Below are 15375 nucleotides of genomic sequence, written 5' to 3'. Positions count from 1 at the left end.
AGTAGACGGTAGGCAGTATCGCAGAAGATGTTTTTCTCCTGACAGACTGTCTACTTCCTACTTCCTACTTCCTACTAATCAACCAATGTCGGGTTGAAGTCTTCCTGCCAGGGGAGGCCGTACTTGTTCAGTGCGTCCATGTACGGATCCGGGTCGAATTCTTCCACAGTGTGTACGCCCGGGGTAGTCCACTTGCCGGTAAGCATCATCAGGGCGCCGCACATAGCGGGAACGCCGGTGGTGTAAGCGATTGCCTGGCTGCCCAGTTCCTTGTAGCATTCCTGGTGGTCGCAGACGTTGAACAGGTAGTAAGTCTTGGGCTTGCCGTCCTTGGTTCCCTTGAAGATACAGCCGATGTTGGTCTTACCGACGGTGCGAGGACCGAGGCTTGCCGGATCCGGAAGGAGAGCCTTCAGGAATTGGATAGGAACGATTTCCTGACCGTTGAACATGATAGGATCGGTACGCAGCATGCCCACGTCTTCGAGACAACGCATATGGTCCAGGTAGCTCTGGCCGAAGGTCATGAAGAAGCGGATGCGCTTTACGCCCGGAATGTTCTTGGCGAGGGATTCAATTTCTTCGTGGTGCAGGAGGTACATGTCCTTCTGGCCCACTTCCTTGAAGTTGTATTCGCGCTTGATGCTCATGGCCGGGATTTCTACCCAGTGACCCTTGCCGTTAGCGTCGGTGTCCCAGTAGCTGCCCGGAGCGGAAACTTCGCGGAGGTTGATTTCCGGGTTGAAGTTGGTGGCAAACTTGTAGCCGTGATCGCCGCCGTTGCAATCCAGGATGTCGATTTCTTCGATGGTGTCGAACTGGTGCTTGAGGGCGTAGGCGCAGTATGCCTGGGTTACACCCGGGTCGAAGCCAGAACCGAGAAGTGCGGTAAGACCTTTTTCTTCAAACTTCTTGGCGTATGCCCACTGCCAGCTGTAATCGAAGTAGGCGCTAAAGCCTGCTTCCTTGCAGCGCTTGTCGTAAACCTTGCGCCATTCCGGGTCGTCGATGTTTTCCGGTTCGTAGTTGGCGGTATCCATGTAGTTCACGCCGCATTCGAGGCATGCGTCCATGATGGCAAGATCCTGGTAGGGAAGTGCGATGTTCATGACCAGATCAGGCTTGTATTCCTTGATCAGCTTCACCACGTTCTCGGCCTTGTCGGCGTCAACGGCAGCGGTGGTAATCACCGTCTTGGAGTTCGGACGAATCTGTTCAGCCAGCTTTTCGCAGTTTTCGCGATGGCGGCTTGCAATGCAGATTTCAGAGAAAACTTCGCTGACGGTGCAGCACTTCTTGATAGCGACGGTGGCAACGGCGCCACAACCGATAATCAGAGCTCTTGCCATTTTTTTGTTTTTCCTTTTTGAAAAAATGAACGTGCAGGGGCGGCGACCCCTGAAGAAAAAGTAAGTGGATATAATATAGAAAGTAGGGTGGGGAACTCTTGAAAGGAAAGAAAAAGAGTCCCCTTTAAAACGTTCTTTTTAGGCGCCGAGAAGGTGGTCTACGGCGATACTGTACAAACCTGCGAAATACTCCACTTCCGCTCTAGGCTGGATGATAATTTTGGGTAGCTGACTGCGGTTCAGACGTTCTTGCAATGTGGAAACGATTTTTTCAGCATTCATCCAGTTCGAAAGACCGCCGGTTACGAAAATAACGGCCGGATCTAAAAATACGGTGGTCGCGACGAATAGCCTATCTACGTAGGACTGGGCTTTTTCCAACGAACTGAAAATTTCGGGAAGTTTTTCTTTTTCGACGCTGAATGGGAAGAAGGAAAGTTCCCCCGCGAGATTGGAAGAGCCTCTTAAAATGTGGCCGTCTACGATGAAACTTCCGGCAGGCGTTCTTCCCTGCGGGAAAAAGAGCAGGGCGATATTGTTTTCCAGGTGTTCGTCTGCATTTCCGTTCTTGATTTCTGGGCTGATTTTGCTGAAACCCAGGGCCACTGTTTTCATGTCGTTATGGACTCGGGTGAAAATCCCCGTGGCTTCCTCGATTTCCTTCTTGAGGTTGTGACCGCTCAATTCCGGAAGGTCGGTAAATTCGATAATGTCCTTGTTGATGCATCCCTGAACCCCCAAGACGATGACTTTGATCCTGGTGTAGGGCTTGCGGATTTCCTGGATATGATTGATGAGGGTGGGGATCGTAATGGATTTTTCCTGAATGGCTTTGGAATCCAGGATGTTTCCGAAAACGTCCAAAATCTGGTAACGGATGTAGGAGCAATCGCCGTCGGTATAGGTGTAAAGGCACAGGGCGTAGCCGATGTTTTCGCTAAAGCGGTAACTCATGGCGGGGCGGCCTCCGCTGGAAAGCCGCAGGCTTTCTTCGACGATGGTCCCGTTGGCGGTAAGCTCGTTGAGAATGGTTCCGCATGTGACCACACTGAGCTTCGTCTTTTCTGCCACTTCGGGCTTTGTGGCCGTTTTCATGTCCAGAAGTGCGCGCTTGATGGTTGCGACGTTGTTCGCCTTGATCTCGGCTGCGGATTTAATCTCTTTTGTCATGGAAGCTCCCGTTTCTACCCAATATAGTGAAATATGAGCCATTTTCGTCTTCGTCAAATCCAAATCAAAACCGTTATACACTCACTTTCCTTTTTACACAAAATGGAAGAAACTGCGGCACTTTATAAAACCCTTTTACAAAGTTTAGTGCTACCATTTTCTTGCGCTTATGGCACAATGTTGTAAAAGTGACGAAATTTGTAAAAATTGGTCATTTTTTTGAAAGGCTATGTTCTTTCAAAGTGTAGATGTAATATAACTATCTAAAAAACACACCCTATTAGAAACTGAGATTTACCTACCTAAAAACTGTATCTTAGATACTTGGTCTAACCTAATTTTTGTTGGGTTAGACCATTTTTTAGTATTTTTTCAGTAAATTCAACATAAAATGGCAGTCCTACACTCTAATAGAACATAGCCTTACTTTTACAAAGTAGCTCGCCGATGCTTATTTGGCAATAGAAAAAAGTTTGTTTTTGAAAAAAAGAATAAAAAGTCAAAACACAATATGTAAAGACTTACATCGAATGAAAAGAAATTAAGGTTGGCCCGTCTGGAAGTGATACTTGGAATCAAGATGCTTTTGAAAAAGTTTTTTTTTGATGGAAAATAAAAAATACTATATTACCACCCACGCTGAAAATCGTACCGGAGCTTTAGCTCAGTTGGTTAGAGCAGCGGACTCATAACCCGCCGGTCCTCGGTTCAAGCCCGAGAGGCTCCATTGAAAAAGACAGGTCGCAAGGCCTGTCTTTTTTGCTGCAAAGGAAAGGAATTTCCCAGGAATTTTAAATCCCCAGTTCGCCGAGGATCAGCAGGTACTTGGAGATGGTCCTGCACCATTCGTAATGGAATCCGCTATAGGCGTTCACCACGCACTTGTCCCAGTCTGCCACTTCGGTCTTGAAGACGTTTTCCACGTCCTTGGTGCGGCGCAGCATCTGGTCGGGAGCGTTGGCGTCTTCTACCAGGAATGCGTTTGCTTCGCCTGCGGTTTCCAGGGTGTAGTCGGTAAGCATGGTGGCTACACCTACTGCACGTCCGGTCAGGGGAATTGTACCTGCCGCCATAGCCTTCAGGATAATGGAGGAGGACGGTTCACGGAGGCTTGCTGCGAATAGAAGGTCGGAGCCTGCCAGCATGTCTCGAAGAACGATGGTTCCGTCCACGGATTCGTCGCTCAGGTCATGGATCGCCATGACAGAGGGGTACTGGCTTGAGAAGTTCTTGTAGTATTCCCAGTCCGGATCCTTGGAGGAAATGCCTACGATAATGAAAATGTCCAGGCGGGTAATGTCGGAAAGGACGGTCGCCAGGGTTTCGGAAGTGTTACCAGCTTCAGTATCCAGATGGACATACATGACCATCTTCTGTTCCAGATTCTGTCCCAACTTTTCCTGCAGGGAATGCTTTGCTCTGCGCTTGGCTTCCTTGATGGGGAGGCATTCCTGGTCGTTGAAATCCCAAACCTGGTAGCTTACGCCGAACTGGACGCCAATGAGCTTGTCGGCGTTTCGGTTCAGGAAGCCGCTAAGACCACCGGGCAGGTTTGTATTGAGCATGGCGTCGCGGTAACCCGGAGACGGGAACAGCACCTTGGTGGCGTACAGGATGCCGGCCTTGAGCAGGCTGACCTTGCCCCAGAATTCATAGCCGTCCATGTTGTAGTTTTCACGAGGGAGACCGATCTTTTCGATCTCGCTGGAGGGGACGTGGAAATCGTACGTAATGTTATGGACGTTGAAGAAGAACGGAATTTCGCCAGCGTAACCTGCATAGGTGGTTCGGGCCAGGGCGCCTACCAGAGCACCGCCCCATTCGTGCCCCATAATAGCCTGGCAGCTGTATTCGGTTGCTTCGGCGTAGGCGAGCGCTGCAGATGCCAGGAAGGCGAAGCGCAGGTGGTTGTCCAGATAGGGAATCTCGTCGGGCGGACCATAGACGTCCGGTCTTCCAAAATATTCTTCGTTATAGATGTAAGTGTGGAGGGGATCCTTGTCGGAAACAAAAATCTGGTAGGACTTGCCTAGCAGCTTTTCTTCGCCGGTGTAGATGCAGTGGTAGCTGTCCACGTCCACCAAGAGGCTTTTGAAGAAGGGTGAACAAGTCAGTACCTTGACACCGCCGCTTGCAAAAGCGTCGGTCATACGGTTTACCGCTGTGGCCAGGGGGCTGGTATGCTTCCAGTTACCTGCTTCAGGGCTTACGACAAGGATGTTCATGCCTAAAATGAGTCTCCAAATAAAAATTTACTTACATCCGTAAGGTTAACATAAATTTATTTATTTATTTTTAAATCGGAATGGCTAAATGCTCTTTTTTGAGGATAATCGGCCGAAACTTCTGATAAGGAACAAAAAAAATGAAAAAAATCTTTATTGCCTCCCTGGCTGCAGCCGTTGCTTTCACAATGGTTGGCTGTAAGGGCAAGAACGAGAAGCGCGGCGACGAACATCTGGAAGCAGGTCGCTTTGCTAACGCTATTAAGTCTTACGTGGAAGCAGCCAAGAAGGGCGACGTTTCTGACGAATACTACGACAATTTTGCTAAGGCCCTTATCGGCGGTGCTGAAAAGGAACTGAAGGCTGATATCAACAGCGAAAAGGCAGAAGGTTACTTCGACAAGTTTACTGAAATCGTGGACAAGGTCCAGAACACTGAAGTTGTTCAGTCCTACGTGAACCTGGTTGCTGACCAGGGTAAGAAGCAGTCCGGCGAAGAAGGCGTTGACTTCGCAACCGTCGTGAACGCTTTTGCTAAGCTCGACTCCGCAGCTGCCCTCGCTAAGCGTCGCGGTCTTTCCGAAGCAAACGTCAAGTCTCTCCGCACCGAAGCTGAAAACGCTTACGTTTCCAAGAACATTGACGCTGCTAAGTCTGAATCTGATCCGGTCGTTGCTGAATACCAGCTGCTTAAGCTTGCTGAAATCGCTCCGTCCAACGCAGATGTTCAGACTGCCCTGAACAAGAACCGTAAGCTCACACGCGGTTACTTCCTGATCTTCGGCGAACAGATTGGTGAACCGGTCAGCCGCCGTATCGACAAGTATGGCTACGTCATGGCTATGCCCACCATCAAGATGTCCGCAACTTCTCTCTCTGGCGAAATCCAGTTCTGGGCATCCACCGGTAACAACACCGAACTGGATCCGACTCAGATCAAGCTGGTTTCCGACGATGGTAAGGAAGTCTTCGCAACCACTACTGGTGGCTGGTGCGAAAAGGAAGAACTGGTAGGCCCGAAGAACGACCAGAAGATCGAAAAGAAGAAGAAGCCGTTCAAGAAGAACGAAAAGGGCAAGCTGATGAACGAATTCCAGTGCTCTGCCAACATCTCTTTCTCCTTCCCGAAGGGCTTCACTCCGGATTACATCGAATACAAGGATGAATTCGGTATCGGTAAGAAGTTCCTGGGTAAGTAATAAGACCCTTAGAATTGAAACCGCTCGTTCAGGAAAATTGAAATAAGCACCTTGGCTTCGGCCGGGTGCTTATTTTTTTTGACGTCATGCTGACGAATGTCAGCATCAGCGGTTCGTCTTGGGTTCCCTAAGTTTCGCAATCGTCCACAGCAGGACGCAGGTGACTGCGGGAGCGATAATGTTCCAGGGGAAGGCGTACCTTACGCTGCCCGGGGTGGAGAACCACAGCAGCAGGAATACGATGTGGGATGAATAAACGTCCAGGCTATGCTTGCCGATAACGTTGGTAAACTTGAAGTCCAGTGCGGCGGGCCATTTCCTGACGATGGCGCCGATAAGCATCATGAATATAAAGAAGTCCGCAAAGCGTAGCACGCCCAGACGTTCCCTGCTGGTAAGTGCATCTCCAGGCAGTTCCAGCGGGAGGACCTGGTGGGACCACAGCATGCAGAAGGTAAACGCAACGACTAGCGGGAGGGTGGCCTTGTTTACGATGCGGGTGGAATTCGTGTCGGTTCGTTTCCACCAGGCGGCGACCGCAGCCCCCGTGAAATACACCAGTTGCCAGCTGAAGGGGTCAAACACCCCATGGTGTGTCCAGCGTGGGAATACTCCGTTCAAGGCGTCCCGCAGTCCAAACTGGGAGACGAACCAAAGCCCTAGGGACGGCAGCCACAGCAGGAAGACCTGCCTTTTGTTCTTCGCCTTCACGTAGCGTGGGAAGACGAAACTACCCACCAGCATGAGGATTACATACAGCGGCAGGATGTCCATCCACTCGGGGGTATGGACCAGCGACAGGCTTAAGGGAATCGCCTGCAGCGGGTGATTGAATATGGGCTGGAAAAGGTACCGTATTCTCGGGAGCAAAAAGAATGCGAGCGTTCCCATGAGCATCAGGGTAGAAATGTGGTATAACCAGATTCTTACGGCACGTTTACGCATCCAGCTTTGGGTGGGGTCCTTCGCCTGCTTGCTTACGGCCGCATACATTCCCACAAAACCGGACAGGAAAAAAAAACCTTCGGCCGCACTGAAGAAGCCGAAGCACTGATAAAGGTATTGAGATATGGGCTTGCCGAAATGATCCAGGGTCATCTGCAGGAGCAGGAGGCCCCGGATAGAATCTAGCGCGCGAATTCTCACTGGTATTTAAGGTTAGAAGCTAGCCTTTACGCTCATGCCCAGAGCGAAGTTCTTGTCAACATAGGGACCGAAGTCTTCCTTGTTGAAGTTGTAACCGTACCAGAATACCACTTCGGTCTTCATGGTGGGGTACAGGTAGTGGTTCATGCCCAGGAAATGATAGCTGTCGTTGTGTGCTTCGGAATCGCGGTCATGGTATTCGTAGCCAAAGCCCATGGTATACTTCTTGTGCAGATTGAAACTGGGTTCGATAGCGAACAGCATCTGGTCTTCGGTAAAGAGCTGAGGCTCGGTTTCGTAGTCAGAATCGGTGATTGCGTAGAAGAAGGTTGCGCCCAGGTTAAACACACCATAGTTCATGCTGGGTTCCAGCAAGAAGGAGTGGACGCCGTTGCCCTTGTACGGATGGAGGCCCCACACGGCATAGATACCATAGTTGAACTTTTCGAAGCTCTTGGAGTAGTCCACTTCCAGGCCCAGTACGTAAGTGTAGTTACGGCCGATGTCGGAACCGAACATCCAGTCCACGCTGGGGGTCAGGATCAAGTGTTCATCCGGGCGGTTCAGCAGGGGCAGGGCGTAGTTGACGAACATGGTCAAGGAGTAGTCGTTGTCTTCGGAAGCGCCCATATAGAACTTACCGTTGCCATATTTCTCGTTGCCGAATTCGATACCGAAACCGCGGAGGGATTCGTCACGGACGATGACTGCGTTCTTGGAAGGATCGCGCCAGAAGTAGTAGTTGAATGCGCCTGCATTGTAGGTCATGTCACCGAAAATCAAGGTGACGTCGTGAGAAACATCCCAGCGGAGCTGTGCACCGTCGAAGTTGAAGGCGCTATAGCGGTTGTCGCCATCGCTGATTGCGGTGGAATGTGCAAAACCGTGGCGGACTTCGGAGGATTCCAGTTTGCCGTTTTCGTTCACGAAGCTGCTATGGGTGTTTGCGTTGACAACGATGTGGATGTTTTCGTCAAGGTTTGCCTGCAGGGACAGGTCAATGTCCTGGTTGGCTGCGTTCATCGGGCTAAAGTCTTTGTCAAAATAGCTACCATAGTCCAAGTTTACGTCACCGTGGACTTCGATGTCGGCGGCGAAGGTAAAACCTGCGGCAGTCAGTGCCAGGGGCAAAAGCAGTTTGCGCATAATTATTCCAGTGTTTTAAAAATTTCTTGCGATAAAATAGAAATATCTATAAAAAAAGACCAAACCCTGTGCCGAAATTACCTTATGTTTGGGACTTTTGTAAATTTGAGGACGTATGCATCAAAGAATTTTTAAGACCATCCTCCTATTGATTGGCTTCCTGCTGGTTCCGCAGGTTTTTTCTATGTCCGCTGACGAGGCCATGAAAAAATCCCAGGCCTGGTTTAAGACGGGCAAGGCCTGGAATCTTGATTTCAAGGTCCAGGTGTTTTATGCGGAATCCCCGGATATAGCATCCGAACAGGGAAGCCTGCTGGTTGCCGAAGGTGACAAGTTCAAGCTGGAGTTGGCCGGTATCCGATTCTATAGCGACGGGGAATCCCTGTGGCAGCATAATGTGGAGCAGAAGCAGGTGCTGATCAAGGCTGTGGAAGACTTGTCCAGCCAGCTCCATCCATCGGAACTTCTTTTCAAGTATCTGAACTGCAAGGCAACATCCATCACTACAGGTTCCTTCGGTGGCAAGACCCTCTGGGTGTTAAAGCTGGATCCTTCCAAGTATTCCGGACAGTTCAGCCAGATGGAAGTCTGGCTTTCCCAGAAGGATTTTTCCCCGGTACGCCTCTTTACGGTGGACCCTGCAGGAAACAGCTCCTGGTACAATATCGTTAACCTTAAGGTGTTGAAGAGTTTTTCCAATGACGATTTCAAGTACAAGTCCTCCAAGGACGTAGACGAAATCGACATGCGCTAGGAATCCAAATGATGAAAAGATCCCTTGTTAAAATTGCTGGTGCAGTCGCCTTGTCCGCCGGAATGTCCATGGCGGCAGAGACCTTGATCAGTAACTATGCCCTGAATGTGAGTGAAAGTGGCTCTACGGGTTCCCTGTGGGTGTTTTCCAGAGGCGATACCTATAGTGGAGCCACCTTGCTGGAACTTTCCGTAGGTTCTACGGGGAATGTTCAGGTGAATAAGAGTTCCCAGGTTCAGACCAGCGACTCCGTGACCGCCGTTCAGGATGGCGTCTTTAGTGACGTGTTGGCAGAACATCGTCGAACCCCTTCTGTGTATGCGGGAAAGTTGGGGTACGTTCTCCCCATGTTCAAGATGGACGACGAAGGAAACTTCCTGCAGCCGGGTGGTTTCCTCTCTATTCGCGGGGCTAGCGACGATGACGTTTACGAAATGCCTTTCGATGTACCGGAAGCCTTAGGGGACCTGGACTCCACCATGATTACGGCTGTGGGTGGTTTCGCCTATGATTCCTCCGCAAGGCAAATCTGGATGGCTCGAGGTGCCGCCGGTCTTCGCCTTCATGATTTTTCCAGTAGTAAGGCTAAGGCTACGGATTTCGTCCTGAATGCAACAACATCCACCTTGGATTCCTTGAAGTCCCGCTATAAGTGGAACGAAAAGGAAAATCCCTTTGTCTATGACGTGAAGCGTCATCCTGAAACGGGGGACTTGTGGCTTGCTACGGGCAAGGGTGTATGGACTTATGGAAAGGATGGGCTGAAGAAGGTATCTGAAGTCCTGGGTTCCGATGCACGAGTGACGGGGCTCTGGATGGGTGGCGATCCCCTGCAGGTGATTGCAGAAACTTCCGCGAAGGGAAATGAATCTTCCGTCCATGGCGCACTTTACCGCATGTTTGACGGGGACAAGGATTTCGCAAAGGTGGATTTCCTGGATACAGCGGAAAATGCCCAGAAGAAGGACGTGTACGATGATGGCGACTATACGGTCAGTGGCGTTGCCTTCATTGGAGGGACTGCCTATGTTGCGGTCGGTACTTCCGGCGCTTCCGTCAGCGGATATTTTAAGCTTGAAAAGAAAGGCATTCGCGCCTGGGACGTGAATGACGATGGAAAGTTCCAGTGGCTCTATGGTTACGAAACTGGGGCGACGGACCGTGATGTCATTATCACGTCGATTTGTTCTTTCCCGCTGGAAAAAAATAGAACGGGCTTAGCGATCTCTACGTATGGTAATGGAATTTCCGTTTCTGCGGACTCCGGTGCCACTTGGTCCACGATTCTGAATCGTCACAAGCTGGGGAGCAACCTGGGTTCTGTTCGTATGGTGCCTTCCGTGATTACCGCCGGCGATCAGGCTCTGGTTTCCTACAAGGTGGGGAAGGATTCCAAGATTACCATTGACGTATTCAGTTATGACATGCGTAAGATTCGTACCATCGTCAAGAGAGCCCATCGAGATGCGGATGCTTCCCGCAGCACCAATCCTAAGGTGGATTTCTGGGATGGCTACGATGAATACGGTAGGGCTTGTTCCATGGGTGTCTACTACGTCCGTGTGAAGGATAATCACGGCCATGTTGGCTGGGGTAAGGTCATGACTTTGGGAGGGCACAAGTAATGAAAAAGTGTTTGCTTGCTGTTCTTGCCGCTATGACTTTGTCTGTTCCTGCCTTTGCCAAGCAGAAGGCTACACTGGGTAGTTTTGATGGCTTTGTGGAACGTATGGCTGCCGGTACCCGGGAACTGGGCCGCGGCAATACGGGTTCTGCGGATACGTCCTCTATGCCTGCCGCCTACTGGAATCCTGCTATTCTTGGCTTTAGGGAAAATTTCTCCTATACGCTGAATGCAGAAAGGCGAGATCTGGACCGTGCGGGTGGTTCTCTGGGTATTGAAACCAAGGTGGGGAAACGTATGGGCGTGGGCTTCGCCATGCTTTATCGTGGCGACATGGCTTTTGATGTGATTGATGATGACGACCAGACCATGGGAACGGCTTCCCCTTACTTTACCATGATGTACTTGGGCTTTGCCTATCGTGCAACCCGTCGTGATGCTTTTGGCATGTCCCTCTCCATGAGTTATGACAACATGGATATTGCGGAATACTTCGATGGCGTGGAACTGGTGGACGATTATCGCAGCCCGGTAACCATCAACTTGAGCTGGCTTAGACAGTGGAATGAAAAGTGGTCTACCTCCGTGGTCATCCGCAATCTGAGCTTTAGTGAAAATCTTTCTGCGAAATGGTCCAAGAATACTAGTACAGATAACTCCGTAGCAAGTACGGATGGTATTCGCCCCAAGGTACTGCAGATTGGTCTTGGCTATCGTACTCGCATTATGGGAAAACCTGTGTTTGCCTGGATGGAGGCAATTGACTATCAGGTGGCAGACACCCTTTTGGCATTTGATCCGGATCGTCACGTATGGACGGGACGTGTAGGTTTTGAAAGTGAACTCATTCCCAATGGCACATTGCGTGTGGGTATGGATGACTTGAACTTCACCGTAGGTGCGGGCTACAAGTTTGAAATCCGCATTGGGAAGAAGAAGTATCCGTTCGACGTGAACTACGCCTTGATTTATGAATCCGAGGCTGGTCTCTGGACTCCGCTGAGCTTTGGCCTTCGCGGGAACATTCCTTAGCGTGACCTCGTGATAGAAAGTGTCTATATAGATGGCCTCCGCAGTTTAACCGGGTTCGAACAGGAGTTTGGGCCAGGCATTACGGTGGTATATGGTCCTAATGGCTGTGGCAAAACGTCCCTGCTGGAAGGAATCTACTTGCTATCTCAGGGGTTTTCCTTCCGTGCCAAGGACCTGAAGGAACTGATCCGCTGGAAGGCGGATGAACTGATCCTGCGTGGGGCGTTTTCCGATGGCGATCGCCAGAGGAGCCGTGCCATCAGGGTGCATCGTCGTGGCAATGACGTTCGTGAAAATGGGGAAAACCTGAAGTCCGCTTCCGCATTTTTCGGGAACTGCCCCGCTGTCATAATGCAGCCATCGGATATTGAACTTCTGAGAGGTGCTCCCGAAGTTCGCCGCCACTGGCTGGATGAAATCCTCTGTTTCCGTTCTCCTGCGAATGCTTCCGTATTAAGGCGTTACAAGCGTGTCCTCCAGCAGCGCAACCAGTGGTTGCGTCAGTACAAGAAAGAGGGGAACGCTGTTGGCGGTGAGGAACTGTTCAAGGTTCTGACCATACAGCTGGTGGAACAGGGGGCCAAACTGTGGGCAGCCCGATTGAACCTCTCTCGGGAAATTTCTCCCATCATCACCAGCTACTACCGTAAACTTTCGGGCGGGGTGGACGAAATTACCTGCGCCTATAAAAGTTCCATCCTGAAGGAATTGGACGCGATGGATGGTGCTGAGTTCTTGGATGACGATGGCCTGGACGAAGCGGCTGCAGGAAGTGGCGAGGTGGCTATTGCTGCCGACGTGAGTGGCGCCTATTCTGCGGAAAGCGCTGTGGATGAGGAAGTCCTTCGGGTTGCCTTCCAGAGAAAGCTGGAAGGTCTTGAATTTGTGGAAAAAATGCAGGGCATGACCATGTCTGGCCCCCATAAGGACGATTTGGCCCTGTGTATCGGTGGATACGAGATGCGTTCCGTAGGGTCTCAGGGGCAGTGCCGTTCCGCCGCGGTTGCCATGCGCTTTGCTGCTGTGGATGTTGCGACCCGCTATGTGGAAAAGCCTATTTTGCTGCTGGACGATATTTTTGCCGAGCTGGACGTAAATCGTCGAGATGCTGTGGCGGCCCTTATCCGCGAAAAGCAGTGTCAGGTGGTGATTGCAACTCCTCAGAAGGAAGATCTGCCCTTTATGGCGGATGCTGAAATAATTTTGAAATAGATGCAAAGGGGTTCCACCCCTTGGAACCCCGGTTGAAAATACTGCGGCTTCACAAGTGCGAGGCACTTGTTTTACCTTGTCTTTTCAACTGAGGGACTGTAGTCCCTCAGACACCCTTAACATGAGGATGTTCAACTCAGGTAGCCGTCAAGATGTATGAAGATGCAAAGGGGGCGAAGCCCCCTCTGGACACCCCCATAAAAGTAGCCTGCTATCACAGGCTTTGCCTGTTCGGCAATCTCCTTTTATGTTCGAGGGGTGCTGAAGCACCTCCTCGAATGAAGGTGTTTAAAAGTTCTATCGGGTGGCGTCAAAAAATGTAAGGCTGCAAAGGGGGCGAAGCCCCCTCTGGACTCCCCCATAAAAGTAGCCTGCTATCACAGGCTTTGCCTGTTCGGCAATCTCCTTTTATGTTCGAGGGGTGCTGAAGCACCTCCTCGAATGGATTAGGGCTAAATATTCTAGAGAATGCAAAAAAGTCCGCGGCGTATGCCACGGACTTTTTAAAGTTTTGCGAGAAACTCGTGAAAATCCAATTACTTCTTAAGAAGGTCGCGGATTTCGGTGAGGAGCTTTTCTTCTGCAGACGGTTCAGGAGGTGCCGGCGGTGCAGGAGGTTCTGCCGGAGCTTCTTCTGCCTTGCGCATATTCTGCATGAAGCCGAGGAACTTCTTCATGACGAGGAAGACAACGATTGCAACGATGAGGAAGTCAACGATGCCGCCGATGAAGTTGCCGTAAGGAATAGCAACGCCAGCTTCGGTGGTGTAAACCAGTTCCTTGAGGCCGGCACCTGCGTCCTTGCCACCGCCCATAGCGATGATGGCGGTAACGCCCGGCATCACGATGTCGTTGACGAAAGAGGTTACGATCTTACCGAATGCACCACCGATGATGACACCGATAGCCATGTCGACGATATTGCCCTTGAATGCGAAGGCCTTGAATTCTTCGAGAAGGGATGTTGCTTTACCTTTGATACCCATGTTGGGCTCCTTATGTTGAGTTTTGGCTTAAAGATACATTAAACCTTGGGCTTTGCAAGTGGGATTTCTAAATTGTGTGCGCTATGTCATGGTTAATTTTAGCACTTGCTTCTGCCTTTTTTTTGGGTTGTTACGATTTGGCGAAAAAAAAGTCCGTACAGGGTAACGCCGTACGCCCGGTTTTGTTCCTCTGTAGCGCCTTTTACGCCTTGTTGATGCTTCCTGTACTGCTTACGGGGCATTGCGAGTCTCTACCTCTCCAGAGTCATGTTTACCTTATAGGCAAGGCTGCCATTGTGGGCGGTAGCTGGATTTTAACATACAATGCCTTGGCACACCTGCCTTTGTCCATTGCGACTACCATACGTGCGTTGGCGCCTGTATTCACCATCTTTATCGCGGTCACCTTCATGGGGGAACGTCCCTTTGCCTTGCAGTGGGCGGGTGTTGCAGTGTGTATTTGCAGTTACGTTTGCCTGAGCATGGCTGGACGCAAGGAAATGGGCCATTTTTTCAGCAACGGCTGGGTGATTTGCATGGTGCTAGGGACCATTCTTGCCTCCTGCAGTGGTATTTATGACAAATTTATCCTGCAGCGCATGAATTTCGAACCCCTGACGGTACAAGTCTGGTTCGCCATCTATATGACCCTTTGGCAGTTTGCGGTTTGCGCCATCACTTGGTTCCCCAAACGTAAAACGACGACGCCCTTCCAGTTCCGCTGGAGTTTTGTGCTGGTGGCGGTGCTGCTTCTTGTGGCCGACCGCTGTTATTTCCTGTCTGTAAGCGACAAGGACGCCCTGATTTCTCTGGTGACGGTATTCAGACGTTCCAGCGTGCTGATCAGTTTTGTCGCTGGATTGCTATTCTTCAAGGAACGCAAGAGCCCGCTGAAGTGGGTTGCACTGTTTGGTATCATTACGGGTCTTTGCATGATCGCCCTGGGAAAGTAAACCGGAGTTTGGATGATTGGAATTACGGGACAGATTGGTGCGGGTAAATCCTTCGTGGGGCAAATCCTGCGGGGGCGTGGGATAAGCGTCATTGACGCCGATCTTGCGGTCCACCAGCTGTATGGTGACAATCAGGAACTGCGGGAGAGTATCGCCCGTGAGTTTGGTCCTGAAGCCCTGACGGAATCGGGCGTGGACCGTAAATTCTTCGCGGATTTGATCTTTAGGGATGCAAGCGCACGAGTTAAACTGGAATCCATGATCTATCCGGTCCTTACGGCTTATGTCCAGAGGGAAAATCCCGAATTCGTAGAGGCTGCCCTGTTCGAAAATGTGCCCGACATGGTAAATCTTCTGGACGAAATCTGGGTGGTTACCGCCCCCGCAGAAGTTCGCCTGAAGCGCCTGATGGAAAACCGCAATTTCTCTCGGGACGATGCCCTCCGTCGTATGGCCCTCCAGCAGGATAAGGATTCCGAGGAATTCTGGAAAAAGCTATTCCCGGGGAAGACTCTCAGGTTTATTCCCAACGCAGGGGATGTTCCTCCTGTGCTTCCGTAAAAACACGAACATTTTCTT

Annotated in this window: 13 protein-coding genes and 1 tRNA gene; 8 read left to right on the top strand and 6 right to left on the bottom strand. The window is 50.7% G+C overall.

Annotated elements, in window-relative coordinates; genetic code table 11:
• Positions 1 to 74: 74 nt before the first annotated feature.
• Positions 75 to 1349 (bottom strand): saccharopine dehydrogenase family protein, encoded by a 1275-nt coding sequence (locus tag BGX12_RS07100; RefSeq protein ID WP_109735390.1) that lies wholly within the window; start codon positions 1347 to 1349, stop codon positions 75 to 77.
• A gap of 138 nt (positions 1350 to 1487) precedes the next feature.
• A complete protein-coding gene (locus tag BGX12_RS07095; protein ID WP_158278190.1) occupies positions 1488 to 2519 on the bottom strand; it encodes an ROK family protein in 1032 nt (343 codons plus the stop codon).
• A gap of 653 nt (positions 2520 to 3172) precedes the next feature.
• Between BGX12_RS07095 and BGX12_RS07090 the strand changes: the two genes are divergently transcribed.
• Positions 3173 to 3246 (top strand) — tRNA-Ile (locus BGX12_RS07090).
• 64 nt (positions 3247 to 3310) lie between these two features.
• On the opposite strand, the gene BGX12_RS07085 is transcribed toward BGX12_RS07090, so the two are convergent.
• Positions 3311 to 4744 carry a glycogen synthase gene (locus BGX12_RS07085; protein ID WP_109735388.1) on the bottom strand — a complete coding sequence of 478 codons (1434 nt, stop codon included), beginning with the start codon at positions 4742 to 4744 and terminating at the stop codon, positions 3311 to 3313.
• Positions 4745 to 4884: 140 nt separating this feature from the next.
• On the opposite strand from BGX12_RS07085, the gene BGX12_RS07080 reads away from it, so the two are divergent.
• Positions 4885 to 5943 (top strand): hypothetical protein, encoded by a 1059-nt coding sequence (locus tag BGX12_RS07080; protein ID WP_109735387.1) that lies wholly within the window; start codon positions 4885 to 4887, stop codon positions 5941 to 5943.
• 105 nt (positions 5944 to 6048) lie between these two features.
• On the opposite strand, the gene opgC is transcribed toward BGX12_RS07080, so the two are convergent.
• Complete coding sequence (opgC, locus tag BGX12_RS07075; RefSeq protein WP_109735386.1) at positions 6049 to 7089, bottom strand: OpgC domain-containing protein; 1041 nt, start codon at positions 7087 to 7089, stop codon at positions 6049 to 6051.
• Positions 7090 to 7101: 12 nt separating this feature from the next.
• Positions 7102 to 8235: a hypothetical protein gene (locus BGX12_RS07070; protein ID WP_109735385.1), complete on the bottom strand. Its 1134-nt coding sequence runs from the start codon at positions 8233 to 8235 to the stop codon at positions 7102 to 7104.
• Positions 8236 to 8350: 115 nt separating this feature from the next.
• On the opposite strand from BGX12_RS07070, the gene BGX12_RS07065 reads away from it, so the two are divergent.
• Genes BGX12_RS07065 through BGX12_RS07050 form a run of 4 tightly spaced genes read left to right on the top strand, consistent with a single transcriptional unit; the run spans position 8351 to position 12857 of the window.
• Positions 8351 to 8989: an outer membrane lipoprotein carrier protein LolA gene (locus tag BGX12_RS07065; protein WP_109735384.1), complete on the top strand. Its 639-nt coding sequence runs from the start codon at positions 8351 to 8353 to the stop codon at positions 8987 to 8989.
• A gap of 8 nt (positions 8990 to 8997) precedes the next feature.
• The gene (locus BGX12_RS07060; protein ID WP_109735383.1) at positions 8998 to 10614 is read left to right on the top strand and encodes a hypothetical protein; all 1617 of its coding nucleotides are present in this window, start codon (positions 8998 to 9000) and stop codon (positions 10612 to 10614) included.
• Positions 10614 to 11645, top strand: coding sequence for a hypothetical protein (locus BGX12_RS07055; RefSeq protein ID WP_233246297.1), 1032 nt, complete (start codon positions 10614 to 10616; stop codon positions 11643 to 11645). The genes BGX12_RS07060 and BGX12_RS07055 overlap by 1 nt, the downstream gene beginning before the upstream one ends.
• Positions 11646 to 11654: 9 nt before the next feature.
• Positions 11655 to 12857, top strand: coding sequence for a DNA replication/repair protein RecF (locus BGX12_RS07050; protein ID WP_109735382.1), 1203 nt, complete (start codon positions 11655 to 11657; stop codon positions 12855 to 12857).
• Positions 12858 to 13393: 536 nt separating this feature from the next.
• On the opposite strand, the gene mscL is transcribed toward BGX12_RS07050, so the two are convergent.
• Positions 13394 to 13843: a large conductance mechanosensitive channel protein MscL gene (gene mscL, locus BGX12_RS07045; RefSeq protein WP_109735381.1), complete on the bottom strand. Its 450-nt coding sequence runs from the start codon at positions 13841 to 13843 to the stop codon at positions 13394 to 13396.
• Positions 13844 to 13926: 83 nt separating this feature from the next.
• Between mscL and BGX12_RS07040 the strand changes: the two genes are divergently transcribed.
• Both BGX12_RS07040 and coaE read left to right on the top strand, forming a co-directional pair.
• On the top strand, positions 13927 to 14796 hold the full coding sequence (locus BGX12_RS07040) for a DMT family transporter (protein ID WP_109735380.1): 870 nt from the start codon (positions 13927 to 13929) through the stop codon (positions 14794 to 14796).
• Positions 14797 to 14808: 12 nt separating this feature from the next.
• Positions 14809 to 15357, top strand: coding sequence for a dephospho-CoA kinase (gene coaE / locus BGX12_RS07035; RefSeq protein WP_109735379.1), 549 nt, complete (start codon positions 14809 to 14811; stop codon positions 15355 to 15357).
• Positions 15358 to 15375: the final 18 nt, after the last annotated feature.

It is taken from the genome of Fibrobacter sp. UWR4 (assembly GCF_003149045.1).
Taxonomy (GTDB): Bacteria; Fibrobacterota; Fibrobacteria; order Fibrobacterales; family Fibrobacteraceae; genus Fibrobacter.
This window is presented reverse-complemented; position numbering and strand designations above follow the sequence as displayed.

Bases quoted from the DNA above. Each gene is read 5' to 3' on its own strand.
- BGX12_RS07055 (WP_233246297.1), top strand. From the start codon at position 10,614: ATGAAAAAGTGTTTGCTTGCTGTTCTTGCCGCTATGACTTTGTCTGTT.
- coaE (WP_109735379.1), top strand. From the start codon at position 14,809: ATGATTGGAATTACGGGACAGATTGGTGCGGGTAAATCCTTCGTGGGG.
- BGX12_RS07040 (WP_109735380.1), top strand. From the start codon at position 13,927: ATGTCATGGTTAATTTTAGCACTTGCTTCTGCCTTTTTTTTGGGTTGT.
- BGX12_RS07095 (WP_158278190.1), bottom strand. From the start codon at position 2,519: ATGACAAAAGAGATTAAATCCGCAGCCGAGATCAAGGCGAACAACGTC.
- BGX12_RS07100 (WP_109735390.1), bottom strand. From the start codon at position 1,349: ATGGCAAGAGCTCTGATTATCGGTTGTGGCGCCGTTGCCACCGTCGCT.
- BGX12_RS07085 (WP_109735388.1), bottom strand. From the start codon at position 4,744: ATGAACATCCTTGTCGTAAGCCCTGAAGCAGGTAACTGGAAGCATACC.
- BGX12_RS07070 (WP_109735385.1), bottom strand. From the start codon at position 8,235: ATGCGCAAACTGCTTTTGCCCCTGGCACTGACTGCCGCAGGTTTTACC.
- BGX12_RS07065 (WP_109735384.1), top strand. From the start codon at position 8,351: ATGCATCAAAGAATTTTTAAGACCATCCTCCTATTGATTGGCTTCCTG.
- BGX12_RS07060 (WP_109735383.1), top strand. From the start codon at position 8,998: ATGATGAAAAGATCCCTTGTTAAAATTGCTGGTGCAGTCGCCTTGTCC.
- BGX12_RS07080 (WP_109735387.1), top strand. From the start codon at position 4,885: ATGAAAAAAATCTTTATTGCCTCCCTGGCTGCAGCCGTTGCTTTCACA.
- mscL (WP_109735381.1), bottom strand. From the start codon at position 13,843: ATGGGTATCAAAGGTAAAGCAACATCCCTTCTCGAAGAATTCAAGGCC.